The sequence below is a fragment of the uncultured Anaerofustis sp. genome (genome assembly GCF_938029165.1).
Lineage (GTDB): Bacteria > Bacillota > Clostridia > Eubacteriales > Anaerofustaceae > Anaerofustis.
The window spans coordinates 44325-64645 of the sequence record NZ_CALHFB010000045.1; the positions used below are offsets into that span (position 1 = coordinate 44325).

Sequence of the window (20321 nt, forward strand, 5' to 3'; positions counted from 1 at the left end):
ATCCTACCTAAAATTACTAAGCGTTAGCTTGTAATTCCCTTTCTCGAAGTACAGTTTTCACCCTAGCATAGTCTCTTTTAACTTCCCTTATCTTCAAAGGATTGTCAAGCTGTCCTGTTGCATGTTGAAAACGTAGATTGAATAATTCTTCTTTTAAAGACGAAAGCCTATTATTTAATTCTTGTTCACTCATATTTCTAATATCTTGCGCTTTCATTATGCTTCACCACCTACTAAATTTTCTTGTTCTGCTTTAGTGATAAATTTTGTCTTGATTGGTAGTTTATGTTGAGCAAGTCTCATAGCTTCTCTTGCAGTTTCTTCATCTACTCCTGCAAGCTCAAACATAACTCTACCCGGTTTTACAACCGCTACCCAGTATTCTGGAGCACCTTTACCTTTACCCATACGAGTTTCGGCAGGTTTCTTTGTTACAGACTTATCCGGGAAAATTTTAATCCAAACTTGTCCGCCTCTTTTAATATATCTTGTCATAGCGATACGGGCTGCTTCTATTTGATTAGAAGTGATCCAAGCAGGTTCTAATGCTTGAATACCGTAATCGCCGTAAGTTACTTTATTTCCTCTCGTAGCTTTTCCTGTCATTCTGCCACGATGTACTTTTCTGTGTTTTACTCTTTTAGGCATTAACATAACTGTTATTTATCCTCCTTATTGAAATACTAATTATTCACCTTTAGTTGGAAGAACTTCGCCTTTATTTATCCAAACTTTTACACCGATTTTTCCATATGTTGTATCTGCTTCCGCAAAACCATAATCAATATCAGCTCTTAATGTTTGAAGTGGCACGTTTCCATCACTATATTGTTCTGTTCTAGCCATTTCAGCTCCGTTTACTCTTCCTGAAACGCTTGTTTTGATACCTTCAGCACCACCTCTTAGGGCTCTGCCGATAGCTTGTTTCATTGCTCTTCTGAAAGAAATTCTTCTTTCAAGCTGCTGAGCGATGTTTTCTGCTACTAATTGTGCGTCACAGTCAACATTTTTTACTTCAATAATGTTGATATAAACATTTTTACCAGTCATCTTTTGAAGTTGTTTTCTTACTGCTTCAATACCAGAACCGGCTTTACCGATGATCTTTCCAGGCTTTCCTGTGTAAATAAAGATTTTGATCTTTTCACCGAATCTTTCGATTTCAATTCTGGAAATTCCGGTATTATATTGTGTTGTTTTAATATATTTCCTGATGTTGTAATCTTCTACTAAAGTGTCTCCGAAGTCTTTGTCTTTTGCATACCATCTTGAAGACCAATCTTTGATTACGCCAACTCTCAAACCATGTGGATTTACTTTTTGACCCATTTAGATATTCATCCTCCTTATGCTCTTTCTTTAAGAACTACACTGATGTGTGAGCTTCTTTTTAATATCATAGACGCTCTACCTTGAGAACCAGCTCTAAATCTTTTTAATGTAGGTCCTTGATTAGCACTAATTTCAGAGATGTATAGCTTTGTAACGTCCATATCATGATTGTTTTCAGCATTTGCTGCTGCTGATTTTACTACTTTTTCTATTTCTTTTGCAGGTTTGTTTCCTGTAAGTTTTAAAATATTAATAGCTTCGCCTAGGTTTTTACCTCTTACTAAAGAAGCAACTCTTTTTACCTTAATAGGTGAAACTCTTAAATATTTTGCAGTTGCTTTTGCTTCCATTTATTTTCCTCCTATTAAGCCTATTTAACGCCAGTCTTCTTTTCGCCTGCGTGGCCTCTAAATGTTCTAGTTGGTGCAAATTCACCAAATTTATGTCCAACCATATCTTCAACAACAAAGATCGGAACATGTTTTCTGCCGTCATGAACTGCAACAGTGTGTCCTACCATTTGAGGGAAGATTGTGCAGTCTCTTGACCAAGTTTTAACTACTTGTTTTTCGCCGCTTTCATTCATTGCTTCTATTTTCTTAAGAAGTCTCTCATCCACGTAAGGGCCTTTTTTAGTTGATCTACTCATCCTCTACCTCCTATTTACCGCTTCTTCTTCTTACAATATATTTGTCAGAATGTTTATTTTTCTTACGAGTCTTATAACCAAGCGTTGGTTTACCCCAAGGAGTAACAGGACCGCTTCTACCGATTGGCGCCTTACCTTCACCACCACCGTGTGGATGGTCGTTAGGGTTCATAACAGAACCTCTGACTGTTGGTCTAATACCCATATGTCTTTTTCTACCGGCTTTACCGATAGTGATTATTTCATGTTCAAGATTTCCTACCTGACCGATTGTAGCTCTGCATTCTTTTCTTACAAGTCTCATTTCACCTGAAGGAAGTCTTAAAGTTACGTAGTTACCTTCTTTAGCCATCAATTGAACGTAGGTTCCGGCGCTTCTTGCCATTTGAGCACCTTTACCTGCTTTAAGTTCAATATTATGAATGATTGTACCTACAGGAATATCTTCAAGATTCAATGCATTACCTACTTTGATATCAGAATCCTTACCGGACATAACCGTATCACCAACTTTTAAGTTGTTAGGTGCGATGATATATCTCTTTTCACCGTCAGCATAGAATAATAATGCAATATTTGCACTTCTGTTTGGATCGTATTCGATAGCACTTACTTTTGCAGGAATACCATCTTTATTTCTTTTAAAATCAATGATTCTGTATTTTTGTTTAGCACCGCCACCATGATGTCTTACAGTAATTCTACCGTTATTGTTTCTTCCGGCAGTCTTAGTCTTTTTAGAAGTAAGTCTCTTTTCAGGAGATGTTTTTGTAACTTCTTCAAAAGTAGAAACTGTCATACCTCTAAGACCCGGTGAGGTTGGTTTATATTTTTTAATACCCATCAGTAATCGCCTCCTTAGATATTTTCAAAGAACTTAATTTCTTTACTAGCTTCTGTTAATGTAACAATAGCCTTTTTCCAGTTAGCTCTTCTACCTTGTGTTCTACCCATTCTTTTAAGTTTTCCGTTCATATTCATAACGTTGACTTGTTTTACGGTTACATCGAAAATTTCTTCAACAGCATCTTTGATTTGATACTTGTTTGCTTTTTTCATAACCTTGAATGTGTATTTTTTATTTTCTGCATCGAACATACTTTGTTCTGTTACGATTGGTTTAATAATAATATCATGAGGATTCATTATTTATATACCTCCTCTATTTTTGTTAATGCATCTTTAGTTAAAATCAAATTATTGTATTTTAACATTTCGTATACGTTAAGTGTTCCTACCGTAGCACACTTAGCATCTTTAATGTTTCTTACAGAGTTAACGACATTCTTGTCGTTTTCCGCGATAACAACCAAAGTTTTATTTATTTTTAAGTTATTAAATACTTCAACCATAGCTTTAGTCTTTGGAGCATCAAATTTAAGTTCGTCTAAGATAAATAATTCTTTATCATTTACTTTAGCAGAGAACACTGACTTCATAGCAAGTCTTTTCATTTTCTTATTGATGCTTTGAGAATAATCTCTTGGTTTTGGAGCAAATGCTACACCACCACCGGTCCAAACCGGATTTCTTGATGAACCAACTCTTGCTCTACCTGTACCTTTTTGTCTCCATGGCTTTTTACCGCCCCCACGCACTTCTGCTCTTGTTTTAGCACTTTGAGTTCCTTGTCTTTGATTAGCAAGGTATGCCTTAACATATTGATGAACAACCGGCATATTAGGTTCGATTTTGAAAATATCATTGTTTAAGCTTACACTTTCAACAACTTCGCCTTTTACGTTTAATACATCTGCTTTCATATCTATCCTCCTTACCTAATACTTTATTTAGAAGCCTTGATACTATCAGTAATTGTTACGATAGAACCGTTAGACCCCGGAACAGCACCTTTAACAAGGAGCATGTTATTTTCATTATCAGCTTTAACAACTGTCAAGTTTTGAACTGTAACTTTTTCACTGCCCATGTGTCCTGGCATGTTTTTACCTTTCATTACTCTTCCCGGATAAGAAGCACCGCTCATAGCACCTACTACTCTGTGAGATTTACTACCGTGTCCCATAGGTCCTCTTGATTGACCATGTCTCTTAATAGCACCTTGGAATCCCTTACCTTTGCTTACTCCGGTAATATCAATCTTATCTCCGGCTTCAAATACATCAGCTTTGATTTCATTTCCTGTTTCATAACCTGAACAATCATCAAATCTGAATTCTTTGATTTTTCTTACAGGTTTAACGCCTGCTTTTTCAAAATGTCCTTTTAAAGGTTTGTTAACATTCTTTTCGTTAATTTCACCATAACCAAGTTGAACAGCTTCATAACCGTCTTTTTCAACCGTCTTAACTTGTAATACATAGCAAGGACCAGCTTGCAATACAGTTACCGGGATAACTTCACCAGTTTCACTAAAAACCTGAGTCATGCCCACTTTTTTAGCCATAATAGCTTTCTTCATTCTTTCTACCTCCATTAGCGGACTACTTAGTAGTCATAATTTTATAATTTGATTTCAATATCAACACCAGCTGGTAAGTCTAATTTCATTAGAGCTTCAACTGTTTTTGGCGTTGGGTTAAGGATATCTATCATTCTCTTATGAGTTCTCATTTCGAACTGTTCTCTAGAATCCTTATACTTATGAACCGCTCTGATAATTGTTACAACTTCCTTTTGTGTTGGAAGTGGAATAGGTCCGGAAACTTCCGCTCCTGTTCTTTTTGCAGTATCAACAATCTTTGTTGCTGATTTATCGATTACTGCGTGATCATAAGCCTTTAACTTAATTCTGATTTTTTGATTTGCCATACTTTCTTCCTCCTGAAATCTTGATTCGCCAGTACGACCATACTTGATACACTGCTCCGTGTGTTTCACCTGTAGTAAAGTCACACAAAAACATCAAGCATGCCGCCCCATTCTAGATGGTGACATACTCCACGGAAAAACCCGTTCTCACGGCAACCTCCCGCTTCAACGCATTCCTTTTTGTCATAGCTTACTAATAGTACACTATAAAAGCCTATAATGCAAGGCTTTTCTTACATTTTTTTTACTTTTTTTAATCAATATTTTTTTACTAAATATTTGTGTATATATTATACATTTTTACCAAAATTTTAAAATTATATCAATATTTTTATTATTAAATTATAAAATAAAACATTATTTATATTATCAAATATATTTTTCTGCTATAATAAATAAAAAAACAGTAGGAGGTATGATTTTGAAATATTTATTTTTAGAATATCCTAAATGCACAACATGCAAAAAAGCAAAAAAATGGCTTAATGACAATAATATTGAATTTGAAGACAGACATATAGTAGAAAACAATCCTACAAAGGAAGAACTAAAAACTTGGTTTGAAATAAGCGGACTGCCAATTAAAAGATTTTTTAATACAAGCGGAATGAAATACAGAGAACTCGGTCTTAAAGATAAAATACCGAACATGAGCGAAGATGAAATGTTTGAAATACTTTCAACAGACGGTATGCTTGTAAAAAGACCCATAATAGTTGCAGAAGATTTTATTCTCACAGGATTTAAAGAAAAAGAATGGGAAGAAAAATTAAAAAAATAAAAGGATAAAATCCTTTTATTTTTTTATTATCTAATCTTTATAAACTTCGGCAGTCATTTTAACTCCAAGCTTATATCCCGTTATAAAGTATTCTCTGAGTTCCAAAGGATATGCTTTTATCCACCTCTCCATAATATTATAAAACTCATTTTGCATATCTCTGTCAAGCTTACTTAAAAACTCATCTTCACTTTTTGTTTTTTCTCTAAGTTCTGTCTCATACTCTTTCGTGAATGGTACGATCTCCATTGAAGGATTAATATTGCCCTCATATAAATCTTTTAAAATATCACACATATTTACCTCCTTAAATATATAAATGAAATTTCATTTTTAACATTTTACTATTTACTGCATAATATATAAAACAAACATTTAAATGTAATAATTTATATTTTTATTATATCAGCAGGTCAATTTTTGCTCAATAAAATAGCATAAACAAGTCACTTTTTAGTCATCAAAGTTACATATGTAAACAAATAAAGAAAAAGTAAACTTTTAGTATGGATTTTCTTATGGATATTTTGTTATACTATATAAATAGATTTACATTTAAAGGAGAGCTAAAATGAACAAGTTTTTTGGACATTTATGTACAATAAACAGACACAAAATGTATGTACTGAAAACCTGCTTTAAAGCCGGATTATATAAACAAGGACTGCTCCATGATATGTCCAAATATGCTCCTATCGAGTTTTTCTCGGGAGTCAAATATTACCAGGGCGGAAACAGAAGCCCAATAAGCAAAGAAAAAGAAGTAAAAGGGTATGCACCTGGCTGGCTTCACCATAAGGGAAAAAACAAACATCATTTTGAGTACTGGATAGATTTTGCAAAAAATCCACACGATGGATTAATTGGCATAAAAATGCCCAAAAGATATGTCGCTGAAATGGTTATAGACAGAATAAGTGCTTCAAAAAACTACTTGGGTGATAAATACACAGTTGTTGAACCTTTAAAATATTGGCTTAACGGAAAAGATTTTTATGTAATAGATAAAGACAGTGAATTCTTAACAGACTATTTACTGACAATGTTAAGCGAAGAAGGAGAAGAAAAACTTTTACATTTCATAAAACATACTTTAATGAAAAATAAAGACGGAGATTATCACGAAGAAAACGGAAAGCTTATTTTAGATTAGTAATGAGAAATAAAATAACGGGGCGCGGAATCTGACGAAGTTAGGCGTAAAAAAAGAGCATACTCACATGCTCTTTTTATTTATATATCACTCTTTTACATTAAACAAATTCTTATTTAATATCAAATAATTTACACCGGATACTACGGTAAGTATTAGTGCAGCATACATAAGAACGATTGACACAGTGTATATCGTTTCGTTCAATCCGGAAAAATGCATAAGAACCAATGCTATCATTTGGGTCGTGGTCTTAAGTTTACCTATTTTATCCGCAGCAATAACAACACCGTTTGAAGCCGCAAGAGTCCTAAGTCCGGTAACAATAAATTCTCTTGCAAGTATAGTTATTACGATCCATGCAGGAATAAAATTGATTTCCACAAAACAGAGCATAGCAGCCATAACGAGAAGTTTATCCGCAAGAGGATCCACAAATTTCCCAAAGTCCGTTACCATATTGCACTTTCTTGCTATTTGTCCATCCACAAAATCCGATATAGACGCAATGATAAATATTATACCCGCAATCAAATAATTGTTGGGAATATTCGTCATTATCATCATAACAACATAAATAGGTATCATTATAACTCTGAAAAGAGTTATTTTATTTGCTAAGTTCATTATTTAGTCCTTCCAATTAAATCATATTCCATTGAATCTTCTATAACTATATCATAAAAATTTCCTATTTCAAGGTCTCTATCTGCATAAACATACACTTCACCGTCAATTTCAGGACAGTCCATATAACTTCTGCCTATATAAACATTATCTTCATCTTCAACTTTTTCTTCGATAAGGACTTCCAATGTTTTGTCCAAACAACTCTCCATCAATTCTTCGGAAACATCTTCCTGAACAGACATAAGTTCCATATATCTTTCATCTTTTATCTCTTCATTTACTTGATTATCCATATCATAAGCAGGAGTTCCTTCTTCTCTTGAATATTTGAAAAAACCAACCCTGTCAAGCTGATACAATTTAATAAACTCTAAAAGTTCTTTATGCTCTGTTTCAGTTTCTCCGGGGAATCCGGTTATAAAGGTAGAACGTATTTTTATGCCTTTCACTTTACTCCTTAGTTTCCTAATAAGTGTAAGTATATCTTCCTTAGAAGTCTTTCTTCCCATTTTTTTTAGTATATTATCATTTATATGCTGAAGAGGCATGTCGATATACTTAAGTACCTTATCCAAATTGACGAATTTATCAATAAGCTTATCGGAAACAGTTTCCGGATATATATAAAGTACTCTTATCCAATGAATATTTTCTATCTTGTTTAATTCTTCCAATAAATCCGGAAGTTTTCTCTCTCCATATAAATCGGTACCATATTCGCCTACATCCTGAGCAATCAAAATTAGTTCCTTAACTCCCCTATCTGCCAGCCTCTTTGCTTCATCTATAATATCTTCTATTTTTCTGCTTCTTTGTTTACCTCTGATACTTGGGATAACGCAGTAAGTACAGTGTTTGTCACAGCCTTCGGATACTTTTAAATAAGCAAAGTGAGACGGAGTCGTCAAAGTCCTGTCTGTTTCAAAAATAGGACAATCAATATTATCCACTTTTACTATTACTTCATCACTATCTTCAGTCTCCATGCTTCTTATGATTTTATCCATATTATAAAATTCACCGGTACCCACAAACGCATCTACTTCCGGTATTTCTTCTTTTAAATCTTTTGAATACCTCTGTGCAAGACATCCCGTTACGATTATTTTTACTTCACTTCTGTCTTTTTTAACCAAAGTTGCCTCTAATATTGAATTGATACTTTCTTCCATAGCATCATGGATAAAAGTACAAGTGTTTATTATTATGTAATCACTTACAGCAGCATCATCCACTATTTTATACCCCTGATTACTTAATAAATACATTATATTTTCACTGTCGACGGTATTCTTGGGACAGCCTAAAGTTAAAACAAAAACTTTTTTCATATTATTCTCCAATTAATATATTTCCTCTTCTATATCCAAAGTCCCCTCCGGATACACTTCATCACTCTCAACCACACTGTTTGAGAAAAAATCTTCTCTTTTCTTTAGTACTTTTCTTGGTTTACTTCCTTCAGGCGCAGATACTATCCCTTTTTGTTCAAGTTCATCTACGATCCTTCCTGCTCTCGCATAACCTATCCTAAGCCTTCTTTGAAGCATTGATGTAGATATTTCTCCCAGCTCAAAAGCTATATTAAGCGCATCATTAAATTTATCATCTATAAAGTCTTCTCTGTTTACATCCTTTTCGCTTCCAGGCATATTTTCTTCTACCGCTACGGTATCAATACCTTTTATAGCATCTTCATCATAATTAGGAACTTGAGTTTTCTTGATGAACTTAACGACTTCCTCTACTTCTTCGTCGCTTATATAAGCACACTGTGCCCTCATCGGAGCATTACTTCCGACAGGTGCATATAGCATATCCCCTCTGCCGAGAAGCTTTTCTGCTCCCGCCATATCGAGTATCGTTCTTGAATCTATTTGAGATGATACTGCAAAAGATATACGAGAAGGTATATTTGCCTTTATCAGTCCTGTGATAACATCGACACTCGGTCTTTGAGTAGCAAGTACCAAATGAATTCCCGCCGCTCTGGCAAGCTGAGCTAATCTGCAAATCGCAGATTCTACCTGAGAGGCACATGTCATCATCAAATCAGCTAACTCGTCTATTATAATGACCCATTGAGCCATCTTTTCACCGCCGGTCTCTTCCATTTTCTTGTTATATCCTTTAATATCTCTTACTCTATTTTGAGCAAATAAGTCATATCTTATCTTCATTTGCTTTTCTGCCCATTTAAGTGCACCTGCAGCATGATTAGGGTCGGTTTCAACGGGAACCAATAAATGAGGAATACCCTCATATACATTAAGTTCTACCATTTTAGGGTCAATGAGTATCAGTCTGACTTCTTCGGGACTTGCGTGGAATAAAATAGAACTTATTATCGCATTGATACAAACACTTTTTCCGGAACCCGTAGCACCTGCAATAAGTAAATGTGGAAGTTTTGCTATATCCATTACTACCATATCCCCGGTAACATTCTTCCCAAGGGCTATAGAAAGTTTAGACTTACTGTCCTTAAATTTCTTATCTTCTACAATTTCTCTAAAACCGACAACAGAAACTTCTTTATTTGGCACCTCTATACCTATAGCGCTTTTGCCGGGAATAGGAGCCTCCATTCTTATCCCGTTCGCCGCAAGTGCCATTGCAAGGTTATCCTGAAGCCCTACGACCCTGCTTACTTTTATGCCCGGCTCAAGTTCAAGTTCATATCTAGTAACTGTCGGTCCGATACTTACTTCTGTAACTCTTGCACCTATTTTAAAATTAGCAAGTGTTTCTTCCAATACTTTTGTGTTCTCAAGGACTCTGTCTCTTTCTCCCTTATTATTTCGTCTGTCTGCTCTTTTGAGTAGACTTACCTTAGGAAATACATAAGGGATCTTTTCTTTCTCCTCCACAAGAGAAGTATCTGAAGTTGTACTCCTACCTTCCATAGCAGCTTTAATATTGTTTAACTGCTCCGCTTGTTCTTTATTGGCTCTGTCTATATCGCTCAAGTCTATTTTTTCAATATGTTCTATAGGCTTATCATTTATAAAATCTTCATCATTTATGCTTTTAGGACTTACAAAATTCTTTGTTCTCTCTATTTCTTTATTTGCCTTATTCTGACTCTCTTCTGTTTCTTTTATTATATCGTCAAGTCCCTGTTCTTTTCTGACTCTGTTTTTTATTTCTTCTTTATTGGGTTTTTCTTCCGTAACGATATTTTCTTTTTTATTACTCTTCTTCTCTTCTTCATCAAAATCTATAAAGCTTCCCTGCTCACCTCTGTAATAAGTTTTTATTATTGGTTCTTCTCTTTTTTCTGCTTTCTTTTTAAATGGATTTTTACTTTCCTTATATTCTTTTTCCCATTTATCCAAAACTTCTTCTTTATCTTTATCCGTAGTTATAGATTTTGCATCATATGGATTTTTAGGAAGTTTACTTCTAAAGGCAGGGAAAAATCCGGGTTTACTTTTTCCCTCCAAAGCCTGTTTTCTGATTTCTTCTTCTCTTTTTAGAAGCTTTTCATTAAGCCTTTCTTCTCTTATTTCCATTTTGACTTCTTTTTCTTTAAGTCTAAGTGCTTTCCTGTCTTCTTTATATAATGCAATATTATCTTTGAATATTAATATCAAACATACGATTATAGATGTAGCTATGAATATATATCCTCCTATTTCAGAAAGAAGAGTAGTATATATTCCCCCAAGCCAAATACCGATTATCCCGCCTTTGGTAACTACATTTAGTACCGATACAAATAATTGATTACTGAAGGCTCCGTACTTTAAAAGTTCTCCTCCGATATTGAACGCAGCCATTATATTAAAAATAATAACGGTCACGCAAATTAAGGTAATGAGTTCTTTAAAAGGTTTAAGCCTTGATATGACATAAAAGCCCAATATCAAGAATGCCGCGCCAATAAGTGACGTTCCGACATTACCAAATAAAAACATTGATATATTATGCAGGTTATTACCAAATACACCGCTGTCCTTTGATAAAAGAGAATAGAGCATAAATATACCAAAAAATAAAATAACCACTCCGATTACTTCATTTTGAACGATCTTCTTTTTATACAATTCCTGTTCCAGCTGCTTCTTGCTTGTTCGTGTTGTCTTAGTGCTTCTGCTATTTTTCTTTTTTGCAGTAGTCTTTTTATTTGCCAAAATGACACCTCATTATATATTAAAGTTATTATTTTTTAACTATAAAAGTCGTGTATTATATTTTATCATATTTTTATTTTTTTTCATAGATAATATATCTGCTAAAATATAACACATTATTCTTTTTTGATTTAAAATATAATACATCATCCAAAGTAATTTAACAATGAATAAAAGACAATTTTATGAATATACATTACTATAAAATATTTTTTTGGAGGAAATGATGGCATATTCGGAAAGAGAATTATTTGCAAGGTTGATTGAATGTGAAGCCGGCGGTGAAGGTGATGTCGGAATGGCGGCAGTAGCAAGTGTTGTAATGAACAGAGTTTATACACCTTACGGAGAATATGCAAGGGTTTCAGACGGAGGAAGCATAAGAAATATCATTATGCAAAGAGGACAGTTCACTTGTGCAATGGAAACGGTGAACGGCAGGTACAATGCCCAAAATATCTACAACATGAATCCCACAGACATTCATTATGCCATTGCGGACTGGGCAATCGGAGGCGGGAGGTTATATAATCTCGGTTATGCTCTTTGGTTTTATAATCCGTTTTCAAATGCGTGCAGACAAAATTTCCCAAGCAATGTAGGAAGTCTTATAACCAAAATAGGTGCACATTGCTTTTACAATCCGACAGAAAAATATTTAGATACATAAAGAAAAGGGGTCGAGAATGGAAAGAGAAGATAATTTAAATAATATTTTAAATGGTCAGATGTCATCTAGTTCGGGTTTGGACGGTAAAATGAACGGTACTAATACCGGTTCAGCTACAATCATGGATAGCGACGGTTCGAATGTTCCTCCTGAATTTGTTTCGGGAACAACACCTGCCATACTTAACAGAATTATAGGAGAATTTTGTATATGCGAATTCTTGATTGGCAGTGATACACTCGTATCTAAGCAAGGTATAATGTATAGTGTAGGTCTAAGTTATTTTACATTATATAATGTTGAAAACAACGAATATATCATATGTGATATATATGCAGTTAAGTTTGTAACTCTTCCTAGAGGTAATATGAGAGATTATATGCCGTCTGCATCAAATAATAATTCCAGAAGAAACAGAAGATAAAACACCCTTAAAGGGTGTTTTATCCTTTTAAAAAAAAGAAAAAATTATTATTACATAATCAAAGAAAATATGTTATAATATATTTATGTAACGTGCAGTTTATTTTGTGACATAAAATTCAGTTACAAAAAACTGCTCTTTTTATTTACAAACAAAATAGCTTTAGCATACATAAACCAATTAAGAAAGAAGGGTTAATAAATGTATAAAGTAGATGAAATAATTCTATACGACACCGAAGGAGTATGCAAAATATCCGAAATCACTGAAAAGGATTTTGGAGGAGAAAAACAAAAATATTATATTTTAAATTCTATCAACAAAAACGGAATGACCATATATGTTCCGGTTGACAATGAAAAACAAACGAGTAAAATGCGCAAAATATTATCATCTGAAGAAATTTTTAAACTTATTAAGAATATGCCTAACGAAGATATGATTTGGATTGAAAATGATAGTGAAAGAAGAGATATATATAAAAAAATAATTCAATCCGGAGACAGAAGAGATTTAATTAAATTAATAATCACACTACATTATCACAAGGATGAACTTATTAAACAAGGGAAGAAGCTGCATATGAGTGATGAACAATTTATGAAAAATGCAGAAAGGATCTTACATGATGAATTCTCCCATGTACTTAATATCCGACCAAATGAAGTGGTATCTTTTATAGTAAATGAATTAAAAAGTGAACAGACAAACTAAAAGAGAATATTAAATTATTCTCTTTTTTTTAATTACAACAAAATATAATACTAATTTTTTATTTTATTATAATAAAATCAATATTTAACTACCATAAAGTATTATTCTATACCTATTGCAACCGTGGGTTTACAAAATTCAAGCTAGATTTGGTAGAATACCATTAAAAATATTAGTAATATAATCTAAAAAGGAGGATTCTACAATGACAATAGGAAATAAAATAATGACGCTGAGAAGAGAAAACAATTTATCTCAGGAAATTTTAGCAGAAAAGCTCGGGGTATCAAGGCAAGCCGTATCAAAATGGGAAGCTGAACAATGCCTTCCGGATATTGATAAGATCATTAAATTAAGTGAACTTTTCGGAGTATCAACGGATTATATTTTAAAAGAAGACTGTAAATCAAAAAACGATGTATCGATAGGTAATATAAGTGATGAGCAAAGTAGTGATGAAATTCTTTTAAAACAAATAGATAACGAAATCACATCTGCAATAAAAGAGGGTAACTCAAAAATAATAAGTGACCCTACAATTATTGCTACTATTTTGATCATTGCCGGATTTTTATTATTTGTAAGCTTTTACTTATCGTTTAAAATGCTTGTACCATGCGCCGTCGCCTTGATTATTCAAGTTATAGGAATAGGATTATTTTATAATTATCAAAATAATATTAAAAATGAAAAACAAAAAAAGATAAACAGTAAAAAATTCTATAAAATCAATTCTTGGTTTTTAATATCAAGTGTATTATTTTTATTATACATTGCTATTATGTAATTTTTTATACAATATATAAATTATAGCAAATCAAGCGTTTATATTATCATATTATTATCTATCCAAAAAATAAACATAATTTACCTTAAAGTTAATAATAAAAAAGATAGCTGATATAGCTATCTTTTTTAATTTAAAATATTTAATAATTTTATTCGCTTATTTGATCCAATACTTTTTCAAGTTCACTCATATATTTTGTATATGCCTTTGTATCTCCTTTTGCCTGAGCCTCTTTAGCTTTAGTAAGAAGTTCCCTTGATTTTTTCTCAAGGTCGGTTTTAGTATTGTCTTTTGTCGCTTTATCTATCGCATCATCGACTATCCCCGTAACACCGTCACCGCCTTCACCTAAATTAAATATAGCATTTATCGCTTCTGTCAAAGAGTCTCTCATAACGATTTTATTTCCGTATGCGACTATAACTTCTTTAACTTCGGGAAGTGCCATTTGGTCCGTACTGGATTTTACATAAATAGGTTCAACATAAAGTATACTGTCTTCAATAGGAATAGTAAGCATATTGCCTCTTGATACCTCACTGCTTACCTGAGACAATAAATTGAGCTGAGGAGCTATAGTCGTATCCTGATCTATCCTTTGCTCTATCTGCATTGGACCGTAAACCAGCTTTTGTTTAGGAAGCTGATAAACCTTTAATTTACCGTAGTCTTCGCCGTCACAAATCCCTCCCATCCATGCAACCATATTATTCTTATTTTTAGGAGTAAAAGGAGCCATTATTATAAATTCTTCCTTTTTCCTGTCGGGAAGTTTCATTATAAGATACGAACTGTTTACATCGACAGCTTCTTTTTTGGTTCCATAGAATTGTTTTGCTACCTGCCACTGGTCTTCTTTGTTGTAGAATACCTGAGGATTTGTCATATGATAATTCTCATACATTTCACTTTGAATGTTGAATAAAACTTCAGAATATCTTAAATGTTCTTTTAAAGTTTTATCCATTTGCTCTATAGGCTTGATAAAACCCGGATAAATCTTTGCATAAGTAGAGGCTATCGGATCATTCTTATCTACCTGATAGAAGTTTACCGTTCCGTTATAAGCATCTACTACTACTTTTATTGAATTTCTAATATAGTTAAATTTCGTTCCGTCTTCGAACTTTGAAGGTGTGGAATAAGGATATTTATTTGTCTTGGTAAAAGCATCCATTATCCAATATAGCTTTCCGTTCGAGTTTACTATATAAGGGTCTTTATCATAAGTAAGGAAAGGAGCAATGGTAGTAACTCTTTCGGCTACCTGTCTTCGCATCAATATCTTACTATCCTCTGTTATGTCGGAAGAAAATAATAACCGACTGCTCATATTGCTTACGGAGAATGCAAGCCTATTATAAAGTGAAAGTTTTATCCCGCCGCTACCTGTATACTTATTTTCTACATTATTATTACCTTCGGGATAGTCAAATTCTTTGCTCTTTGTATTTACTATGACATAATCATCACTTGATTCTCCGAAGTATACCCTAGGTTCATCTATCTTTAATTCTTCATAAGCTGTGCTGGGAGGGATATCCTTTTGAATAAGAACCGGCTGACCGGACTCGTTTATTTCGGTAACGGGAGATACCACAGTACCGAATCCGTGAGTATATTTCTGATGTTTATTTACCCAAGTCCTTGCATTTTCTTTACTCGACGGATCCATTTCTCTAACGGAAATAAATACTTGTGTTGCAACCTTATCCAAAGTATACCTGTCTATATCTACATCCTTAAAAGAGTAATAAGACCTAAAACTTTGAAGGGAATTGTAAACATCAAGTGTCGGTTCAAAATCGTTTATTGGAATATTACCGACAGTAATGGAATTATTTGCAATATCCTTAGCTGTCAAATCATTATTCCCCTCAAATCTTTTGACCTCTACTTCGTCAATATTATAGGCTTTTCTTGTCATCTTTATATTATTTTCAATATACTTCTGCTCTTTTGCATATTCATTTGGGATTACTATATAATTTTCAACCAATACTTTAATCCCACCCAACGAAAAATATACTATAGGAATAATAAGAGCACCGATTATTATAGGTTTTAATTTATTCCTAAGACCAAAAACAAGGGATACGACAGCTAAAAGAGCACAAAGTCCCGTAAAGAATTTATACATATTAACCGTTATCGTCACATCACTGTAAGTAGCACCGTAGACTATCCCCGATGATGAATATAACACATCGAACATAGATAAATAGCTATATATACTTCCAAGTATGAAGAGAACACAAACAAAGATACTGCATGGGACTTTTATAAAATCCCATATCTTCATAAAGAAATTAAGCCTTTCTTCTCTGCTGACCCCGTTTTCTTTTTCTATATATATTTCTCTGTTCCCCGTAACTCTAAGTATTATAAAAATAAGTATAGTAATAACAAACAGTAAAGTAACAGAAGCAAATAACAGCTTTATTAATGCAGTAAAGAATGGAAGTTTAAACACATAGAAAGATATATCCTTACCAAACAAACTGTCTGCCTGATTAAACGGGACCGCATTCTTAAATTCAAGGAATTTATACCATAGCTTATATATAAATGCGCCGCTTACAACTACAGAATAAACGACCGATATAAATATTTTTATCTTGTTGCCGAAACTTCCTACTTTATTGTAGCCTTTTCTTATAACACTGAATAAAAAATTAAAATAGGATAAAGAGATTATCAGCATTATAATAAAGAAAGGTATCCCGAGAGTAAGCTTGGCTGTGATCCCTTTAAAGAAAACATCCAAATAACTGACTTCTTTAAACCATAAATATTCTATATAATAATCATTTATTATATAAAGAAATCCTAAAAGAAGAATTATTATGCCTATAACGGAAAATATTGCTTTTTTGCCTTTAATAGGTTTTCTTTCTTTATGCTCTTTGGACTTCTTTTCTTTTTTTTCTTTTCTTGTTTTTTGTTCTTTTTTCTTTTGATAGCTATCGTCTTTTACTTCTTCGAATTCGCCGTCAATCACATTTTTAAATTTCATAAATTTCCTCTGAATTTATCGTATACTTAAAGAGTACACTTTTATATATTATAGTAAAGTTGCATTAATAAGGTGTTCTTATCAATGCAACTTATTAAATATTTTTTATAATTTTACTTCATATTTATCTAGGAAAGCGAGAATCTCTCTTTTGATATTTTCAACTCCGCCTTCGTTTTCCGATTCGATATTTATAGGAAGAACAGGATCGTGAAGTGAAAGTCGTAAAAGTACCCAACCCTTTATGCCATCTCTTTCCACATTTACTCTGACACCTTCAAAATTAGGTTCTTCAAAACTTGCGCCCTTCATCTCTTCTTTTACATATACTTTAAAATCTTCAAGAAGCTTTGCTCCGTAGTCCTTAAAATCTTCGACCAAGAATGTAGCTCTTAGTTCAGCTTCTTCTTTAGCCTCCTTTAAAGAACCGATTAAATCGGAAAAATCCTTTCCTTCTTTTACAAGGTCATAAAACTTAATTAAAATCTTAACAACCATATACGCACCGTCATCCAAGAAATAGTTTTCCCTCAAAGCACAGTGACCGCTCGTTTCTATTGCTAATAGACATTCTTTTCCTTCTTTATTAAGTCTTATACCTTCATTGATAACATTTTTATATCCTCTTTTAAATCTGTGATGAACTCCGCCTTTTTCTTCGATAAACTCTTTTAAACCGCTGCTTGTAACGCTGTCTGTCACAATATAGCTTCCTTTAGCTTCCTGCAAACATATGCTTGCCATCAATGCAACAAGCTTATTCCTGCTTATTTCTTCTCCGCTCTTATCAACTGCGGCAGCTCTGTCAACATCCGTATCAAATATAATTCCAAGATCGGCTTTCTCATTTAAAACAACTTCGGAAAAACTGTCCATTACATCTTTAAGTTCAGGGTTTGGAACATGGTTAGGGAATTTCCCGTCGGGTTCTAAGTATACGCTTCCCCTTGTATCTGCACCCAATACATCTAACACTTTATGAGCAAAAAATCCGCCTGCACCATTTCCGGCATCAACGATTATTTTTTTACCTTCGAAAGGTCTTTCTTCACCTGTCTTTTCTCTTATTGTCTTAACAAGATTACCTGCATAAATACTTAAAAAGTCAAGTATCGAGTACTTAGCTTCATTTTCTGAATATTCCATATCATTGGCTATTTCTAAAATAGATTTGATATCTTCTTTTTCCGCCCCGCCGTCTTTAGTAAAGAATTTAAGTCCGTTCCTGTTAAAAGGAAGATGACTTGCAGTAATCATAATTGCACCGTCTGCATTCACTTCTTCACTTACACAACTCATGAACATAGCCGGAGTAGTACATAAATCGAAATAAACTACATCTACATTATCTTCACTGCTTAGCCCTTTCATTACGCTCTCTGCTAAATCGGGACCGGATAATCTTGAATCTCTTCCGATAGTAATCTTAATACTGTCTTTATTTAATCTTTTTTTAAGCCATTTTACAAATGCCTTTGATATTTTATAACTCGCTTCATTCGTTAAATTTACATTTTCGCCTTTAATCCCTTCCAGAGCAATACCTCTTACATCAGAACCGTTTTGTAATTTTCTTAAATCCATTTATTCCTCCTAAATAAATTAATGTTAAGTTAAATATACCACAAAATATTTATTTTTTATACATTTTAACAATATTTTAATTTCAATCACAGACTTTGGATTTTATTCATATTATAAGTATGACAAAGTATAAGGAGGAATAAAATTGTTTAAGCTATTACTTTTAATTGTTGCCCTCAGTATGGACACATTCCTTATAAGCTCATCATTCGGCTCCAATAATATCAAGGTCAAAATCCCCGGAGCCATAATAATAGCGCTTGGAAGTGCAGTGTCTCTCAGTGTATCAATCCTTCTATCCAATATATTATCAAATATAATACCTGTTCATCTTTTCAATATGCTAAGCTTTTTTGTACTTATAATAATAGGAAGCTATAATATTTTTTCTACTGCAATAAAAAACTATTTAAAGAAAATGCAAGTACTCAATAAAAATATAAGTCTTAATATAGAAGGATATCATCTTTTGATAGATGTGTTTATAGATGAAACGAAAGCGGATATAGACAAATCAAAAGACTTGGATATGAAAGAGGCTCTTTTGATAGGAGGGCTCGGTTCAATGGATTCACTATGTGCAGGGTTATCCTTTCCTTTTACTAATGTCTCTATTATATTTGTTTTAGCCTTCATTATATGTATTGCACTGGTATTTTTAGGCTTTAAACTCGGAGGGAAACTTAATGATATAGTAAAGACCAATCTAAGCTGGTTCAGCGGAGTTTTGCTTATAATATTGGCATTTACAAAAATAATGTAAAATAGGTAACACAAATATAAAAATTTCATATTATATATCGAAAGCAGTAATATAGTAAAGGTGGTAGAATTAATAATGAGTTATTCAAATAGAACATCTTCTTGCGGATGTAATAATGAATCATTGAGAAACAATGAATCAAGAAATGGCTGTGGCTGTGGATCCGGCAATGCAGAACCTAGAAGATCTTGCGGATGTAACAACGGATCTTCAAGAAATAATGAATCAAGAAACGGCTGCGGATGCGGATGTAGCAATATTGAACCCAGAAGATCTTCATGTGCTTGTAATGGTCCTATAGGCACAGATCTTATATCTGCAAGTTCACAAAGCAGAAGCTCTTGCTCTTGCTGTAAATGCAAAGAAAAATGCAACTGCAGAGTAGCAAATACAAATAGAGGAAAACTTATCTACTTTTTTGACGATGTAAAAAGATAGTATTATAAGGGGGCAGTCATTGCCCTCTATACATAGAAACATAAAAAATAATAATAAAAATCATTATTAATTCTACCTTACTCACCTCATTTAAATGCCGATATATAAAGCCTTTCATCTTATTTCTCATATCTATAATGTAATATTTTGCTTACAATTTTAAATAGTTTTCTATTGCAATAGAACTGTAAAAATGTTATATTAGAACAAACAAATATTATGGAGGTAGTAAAGACATGGCACATGTAATTACTGATGAATGTATCTCTTGCGGCGCTTGCGCCGGTGAATGCCCAGTAGGAGCAATTTCTGAAGGAGATGGAAAATACGAAATCGATGCTGCTACATGTATCGATTGCGGAGCTTGTGCAGGCGCTTGCCCAACAGGAGCAGCTCAACCTGAATAAGATTCAAATAGTACACTAAGTACATAAAAAAAGAAGGTTTTAAAACCTTCTTTTTTATTTAT

Annotated in this window: 25 protein-coding genes; 9 read left to right on the plus strand and 16 right to left on the minus strand. The window is 33.2% G+C overall.

Features of this window, described 5'->3' with window-relative positions:
* Positions 1–16: 16 nt before the first annotated feature.
* The 10 genes from rpmC to rpsJ are packed head-to-tail and all read right to left on the minus strand — an operon-like array spanning position 17 to position 4753.
* Complete coding sequence (gene rpmC, locus Q0516_RS08245) at positions 17–217, minus strand: 50S ribosomal protein L29 (protein ID WP_257480700.1); 201 nt, start codon at positions 215–217, stop codon at positions 17–19.
* Positions 217–654, minus strand: a complete 438-nt coding sequence (rplP, locus tag Q0516_RS08250; RefSeq protein WP_039945541.1) for a 50S ribosomal protein L16 — start codon at positions 652–654, stop codon at positions 217–219. Before rplP ends, rpmC begins: the two co-directional genes overlap by 1 nt.
* Positions 655–687: 33 nt before the next feature.
* The gene (gene rpsC / locus Q0516_RS08255; RefSeq protein ID WP_007050809.1) at positions 688–1329 is read right to left on the minus strand and encodes a 30S ribosomal protein S3; all 642 of its coding nucleotides are present in this window, start codon (positions 1327–1329) and stop codon (positions 688–690) included.
* Between the two features lie 17 nt (positions 1330–1346).
* Entirely contained in the window at positions 1347–1682 is a 336-nt protein-coding gene (gene rplV, locus Q0516_RS08260; protein ID WP_257480699.1) for a 50S ribosomal protein L22, read from the minus strand.
* 20 nt (positions 1683–1702) lie between these two features.
* The gene (rpsS, locus tag Q0516_RS08265; protein WP_007050807.1) at positions 1703–1981 is read right to left on the minus strand and encodes a 30S ribosomal protein S19; all 279 of its coding nucleotides are present in this window, start codon (positions 1979–1981) and stop codon (positions 1703–1705) included.
* Positions 1982–1991: 10 nt separating this feature from the next.
* On the minus strand, positions 1992–2825 hold the full coding sequence (rplB, locus tag Q0516_RS08270; RefSeq protein ID WP_257480698.1) for a 50S ribosomal protein L2: 834 nt from the start codon (positions 2823–2825) through the stop codon (positions 1992–1994).
* Positions 2826–2839: 14 nt separating this feature from the next.
* Positions 2840–3130: a 50S ribosomal protein L23 gene (gene rplW, locus Q0516_RS08275; RefSeq protein ID WP_257480770.1), complete on the minus strand. Its 291-nt coding sequence runs from the start codon at positions 3128–3130 to the stop codon at positions 2840–2842.
* A complete protein-coding gene (gene rplD, locus Q0516_RS08280; RefSeq protein ID WP_257480697.1) occupies positions 3127–3744 on the minus strand; it encodes a 50S ribosomal protein L4 in 618 nt (205 codons plus the stop codon). Before rplD ends, rplW begins: the two co-directional genes overlap by 4 nt.
* Positions 3745–3767: 23 nt before the next feature.
* The gene (gene rplC, locus Q0516_RS08285; protein ID WP_039945536.1) at positions 3768–4403 is read right to left on the minus strand and encodes a 50S ribosomal protein L3; all 636 of its coding nucleotides are present in this window, start codon (positions 4401–4403) and stop codon (positions 3768–3770) included.
* 41 nt (positions 4404–4444) lie between these two features.
* Positions 4445–4753, minus strand: coding sequence for a 30S ribosomal protein S10 (rpsJ, locus tag Q0516_RS08290; protein WP_039945534.1), 309 nt, complete (start codon positions 4751–4753; stop codon positions 4445–4447).
* Between the two features lie 421 nt (positions 4754–5174).
* On the opposite strand from rpsJ, the gene Q0516_RS08295 reads away from it, so the two are divergent.
* Positions 5175–5534: a Spx/MgsR family RNA polymerase-binding regulatory protein gene (locus tag Q0516_RS08295; protein WP_257480692.1), complete on the plus strand. Its 360-nt coding sequence runs from the start codon at positions 5175–5177 to the stop codon at positions 5532–5534.
* A 30-nt stretch (positions 5535–5564) separates the two neighbouring features.
* On the opposite strand, the gene Q0516_RS08300 is transcribed toward Q0516_RS08295, so the two are convergent.
* Positions 5565–5831: a DUF6809 family protein gene (locus Q0516_RS08300; RefSeq protein ID WP_294466882.1), complete on the minus strand. Its 267-nt coding sequence runs from the start codon at positions 5829–5831 to the stop codon at positions 5565–5567.
* 274 nt (positions 5832–6105) lie between these two features.
* Here Q0516_RS08300 and Q0516_RS08305 point away from each other — a divergent pair, with 274 nt between their 5' ends.
* A complete protein-coding gene (locus Q0516_RS08305) occupies positions 6106–6687 on the plus strand; it encodes a DUF5662 family protein (RefSeq protein ID WP_294466883.1) in 582 nt (193 codons plus the stop codon).
* A gap of 87 nt (positions 6688–6774) precedes the next feature.
* Here Q0516_RS08305 and pgsA read toward each other — a convergent pair whose 3' ends face one another.
* Genes pgsA through Q0516_RS08320 form a run of 3 tightly spaced genes read right to left on the minus strand, consistent with a single transcriptional unit; the run spans position 6775 to position 11453 of the window.
* Positions 6775–7314 (minus strand): CDP-diacylglycerol--glycerol-3-phosphate 3-phosphatidyltransferase, encoded by a 540-nt coding sequence (pgsA, locus tag Q0516_RS08310; RefSeq protein WP_294466885.1) that lies wholly within the window; start codon positions 7312–7314, stop codon positions 6775–6777.
* On the minus strand, positions 7314–8648 hold the full coding sequence (gene rimO / locus Q0516_RS08315; protein WP_294466887.1) for a 30S ribosomal protein S12 methylthiotransferase RimO: 1335 nt from the start codon (positions 8646–8648) through the stop codon (positions 7314–7316). The genes pgsA and rimO overlap by 1 nt, the downstream gene beginning before the upstream one ends.
* 12 nt (positions 8649–8660) lie before the next feature.
* Positions 8661–11453, minus strand: coding sequence for a DNA translocase FtsK (locus Q0516_RS08320; protein ID WP_294466889.1), 2793 nt, complete (start codon positions 11451–11453; stop codon positions 8661–8663).
* Positions 11454–11679: 226 nt separating this feature from the next.
* On the opposite strand from Q0516_RS08320, the gene Q0516_RS08325 reads away from it, so the two are divergent.
* The 4 genes from Q0516_RS08325 (at position 11680) to Q0516_RS08340 (ending at position 14048) form a co-directional block, all read left to right on the plus strand.
* Positions 11680–12123 carry a cell wall hydrolase gene (locus Q0516_RS08325; protein WP_257480686.1) on the plus strand — a complete coding sequence of 148 codons (444 nt, stop codon included), beginning with the start codon at positions 11680–11682 and terminating at the stop codon, positions 12121–12123.
* A 16-nt stretch (positions 12124–12139) separates the two neighbouring features.
* Positions 12140–12547 (plus strand): hypothetical protein, encoded by a 408-nt coding sequence (locus tag Q0516_RS08330; RefSeq protein WP_257480685.1) that lies wholly within the window; start codon positions 12140–12142, stop codon positions 12545–12547.
* A 201-nt stretch (positions 12548–12748) separates the two neighbouring features.
* A complete protein-coding gene (locus Q0516_RS08335; protein ID WP_294466893.1) occupies positions 12749–13261 on the plus strand; it encodes a CarD family transcriptional regulator in 513 nt (170 codons plus the stop codon).
* Between the two features lie 205 nt (positions 13262–13466).
* On the plus strand, positions 13467–14048 hold the full coding sequence (locus Q0516_RS08340; protein ID WP_294466895.1) for a helix-turn-helix transcriptional regulator: 582 nt from the start codon (positions 13467–13469) through the stop codon (positions 14046–14048).
* Between the two features lie 151 nt (positions 14049–14199).
* Here the strand turns inward: Q0516_RS08340 and Q0516_RS08345 are convergent, their stop codons facing one another.
* Together Q0516_RS08345 and Q0516_RS08350 are read right to left on the minus strand one after the other, a co-directional pair.
* Positions 14200–17067 (minus strand): UPF0182 family protein, encoded by a 2868-nt coding sequence (locus Q0516_RS08345; RefSeq protein ID WP_294466897.1) that lies wholly within the window; start codon positions 17065–17067, stop codon positions 14200–14202.
* Positions 17068–17172: 105 nt separating this feature from the next.
* A complete protein-coding gene (locus Q0516_RS08350; protein ID WP_294466899.1) occupies positions 17173–18651 on the minus strand; it encodes a phosphomannomutase/phosphoglucomutase in 1479 nt (492 codons plus the stop codon).
* Between the two features lie 145 nt (positions 18652–18796).
* On the opposite strand from Q0516_RS08350, the gene Q0516_RS08355 reads away from it, so the two are divergent.
* From Q0516_RS08355 to Q0516_RS08365, 3 genes are all read left to right on the plus strand, one after another.
* The gene (locus Q0516_RS08355; RefSeq protein WP_294466901.1) at positions 18797–19414 is read left to right on the plus strand and encodes a manganese efflux pump; all 618 of its coding nucleotides are present in this window, start codon (positions 18797–18799) and stop codon (positions 19412–19414) included.
* A 133-nt stretch (positions 19415–19547) separates the two neighbouring features.
* Positions 19548–19715, plus strand: a complete 168-nt coding sequence (locus Q0516_RS08360) for a hypothetical protein (RefSeq protein WP_294466902.1) — start codon at positions 19548–19550, stop codon at positions 19713–19715.
* Between the two features lie 373 nt (positions 19716–20088).
* Positions 20089–20259: a 4Fe-4S binding protein gene (locus Q0516_RS08365; protein WP_007050786.1), complete on the plus strand. Its 171-nt coding sequence runs from the start codon at positions 20089–20091 to the stop codon at positions 20257–20259.
* The last annotated feature ends 62 nt before the right edge of the window (positions 20260–20321 follow it).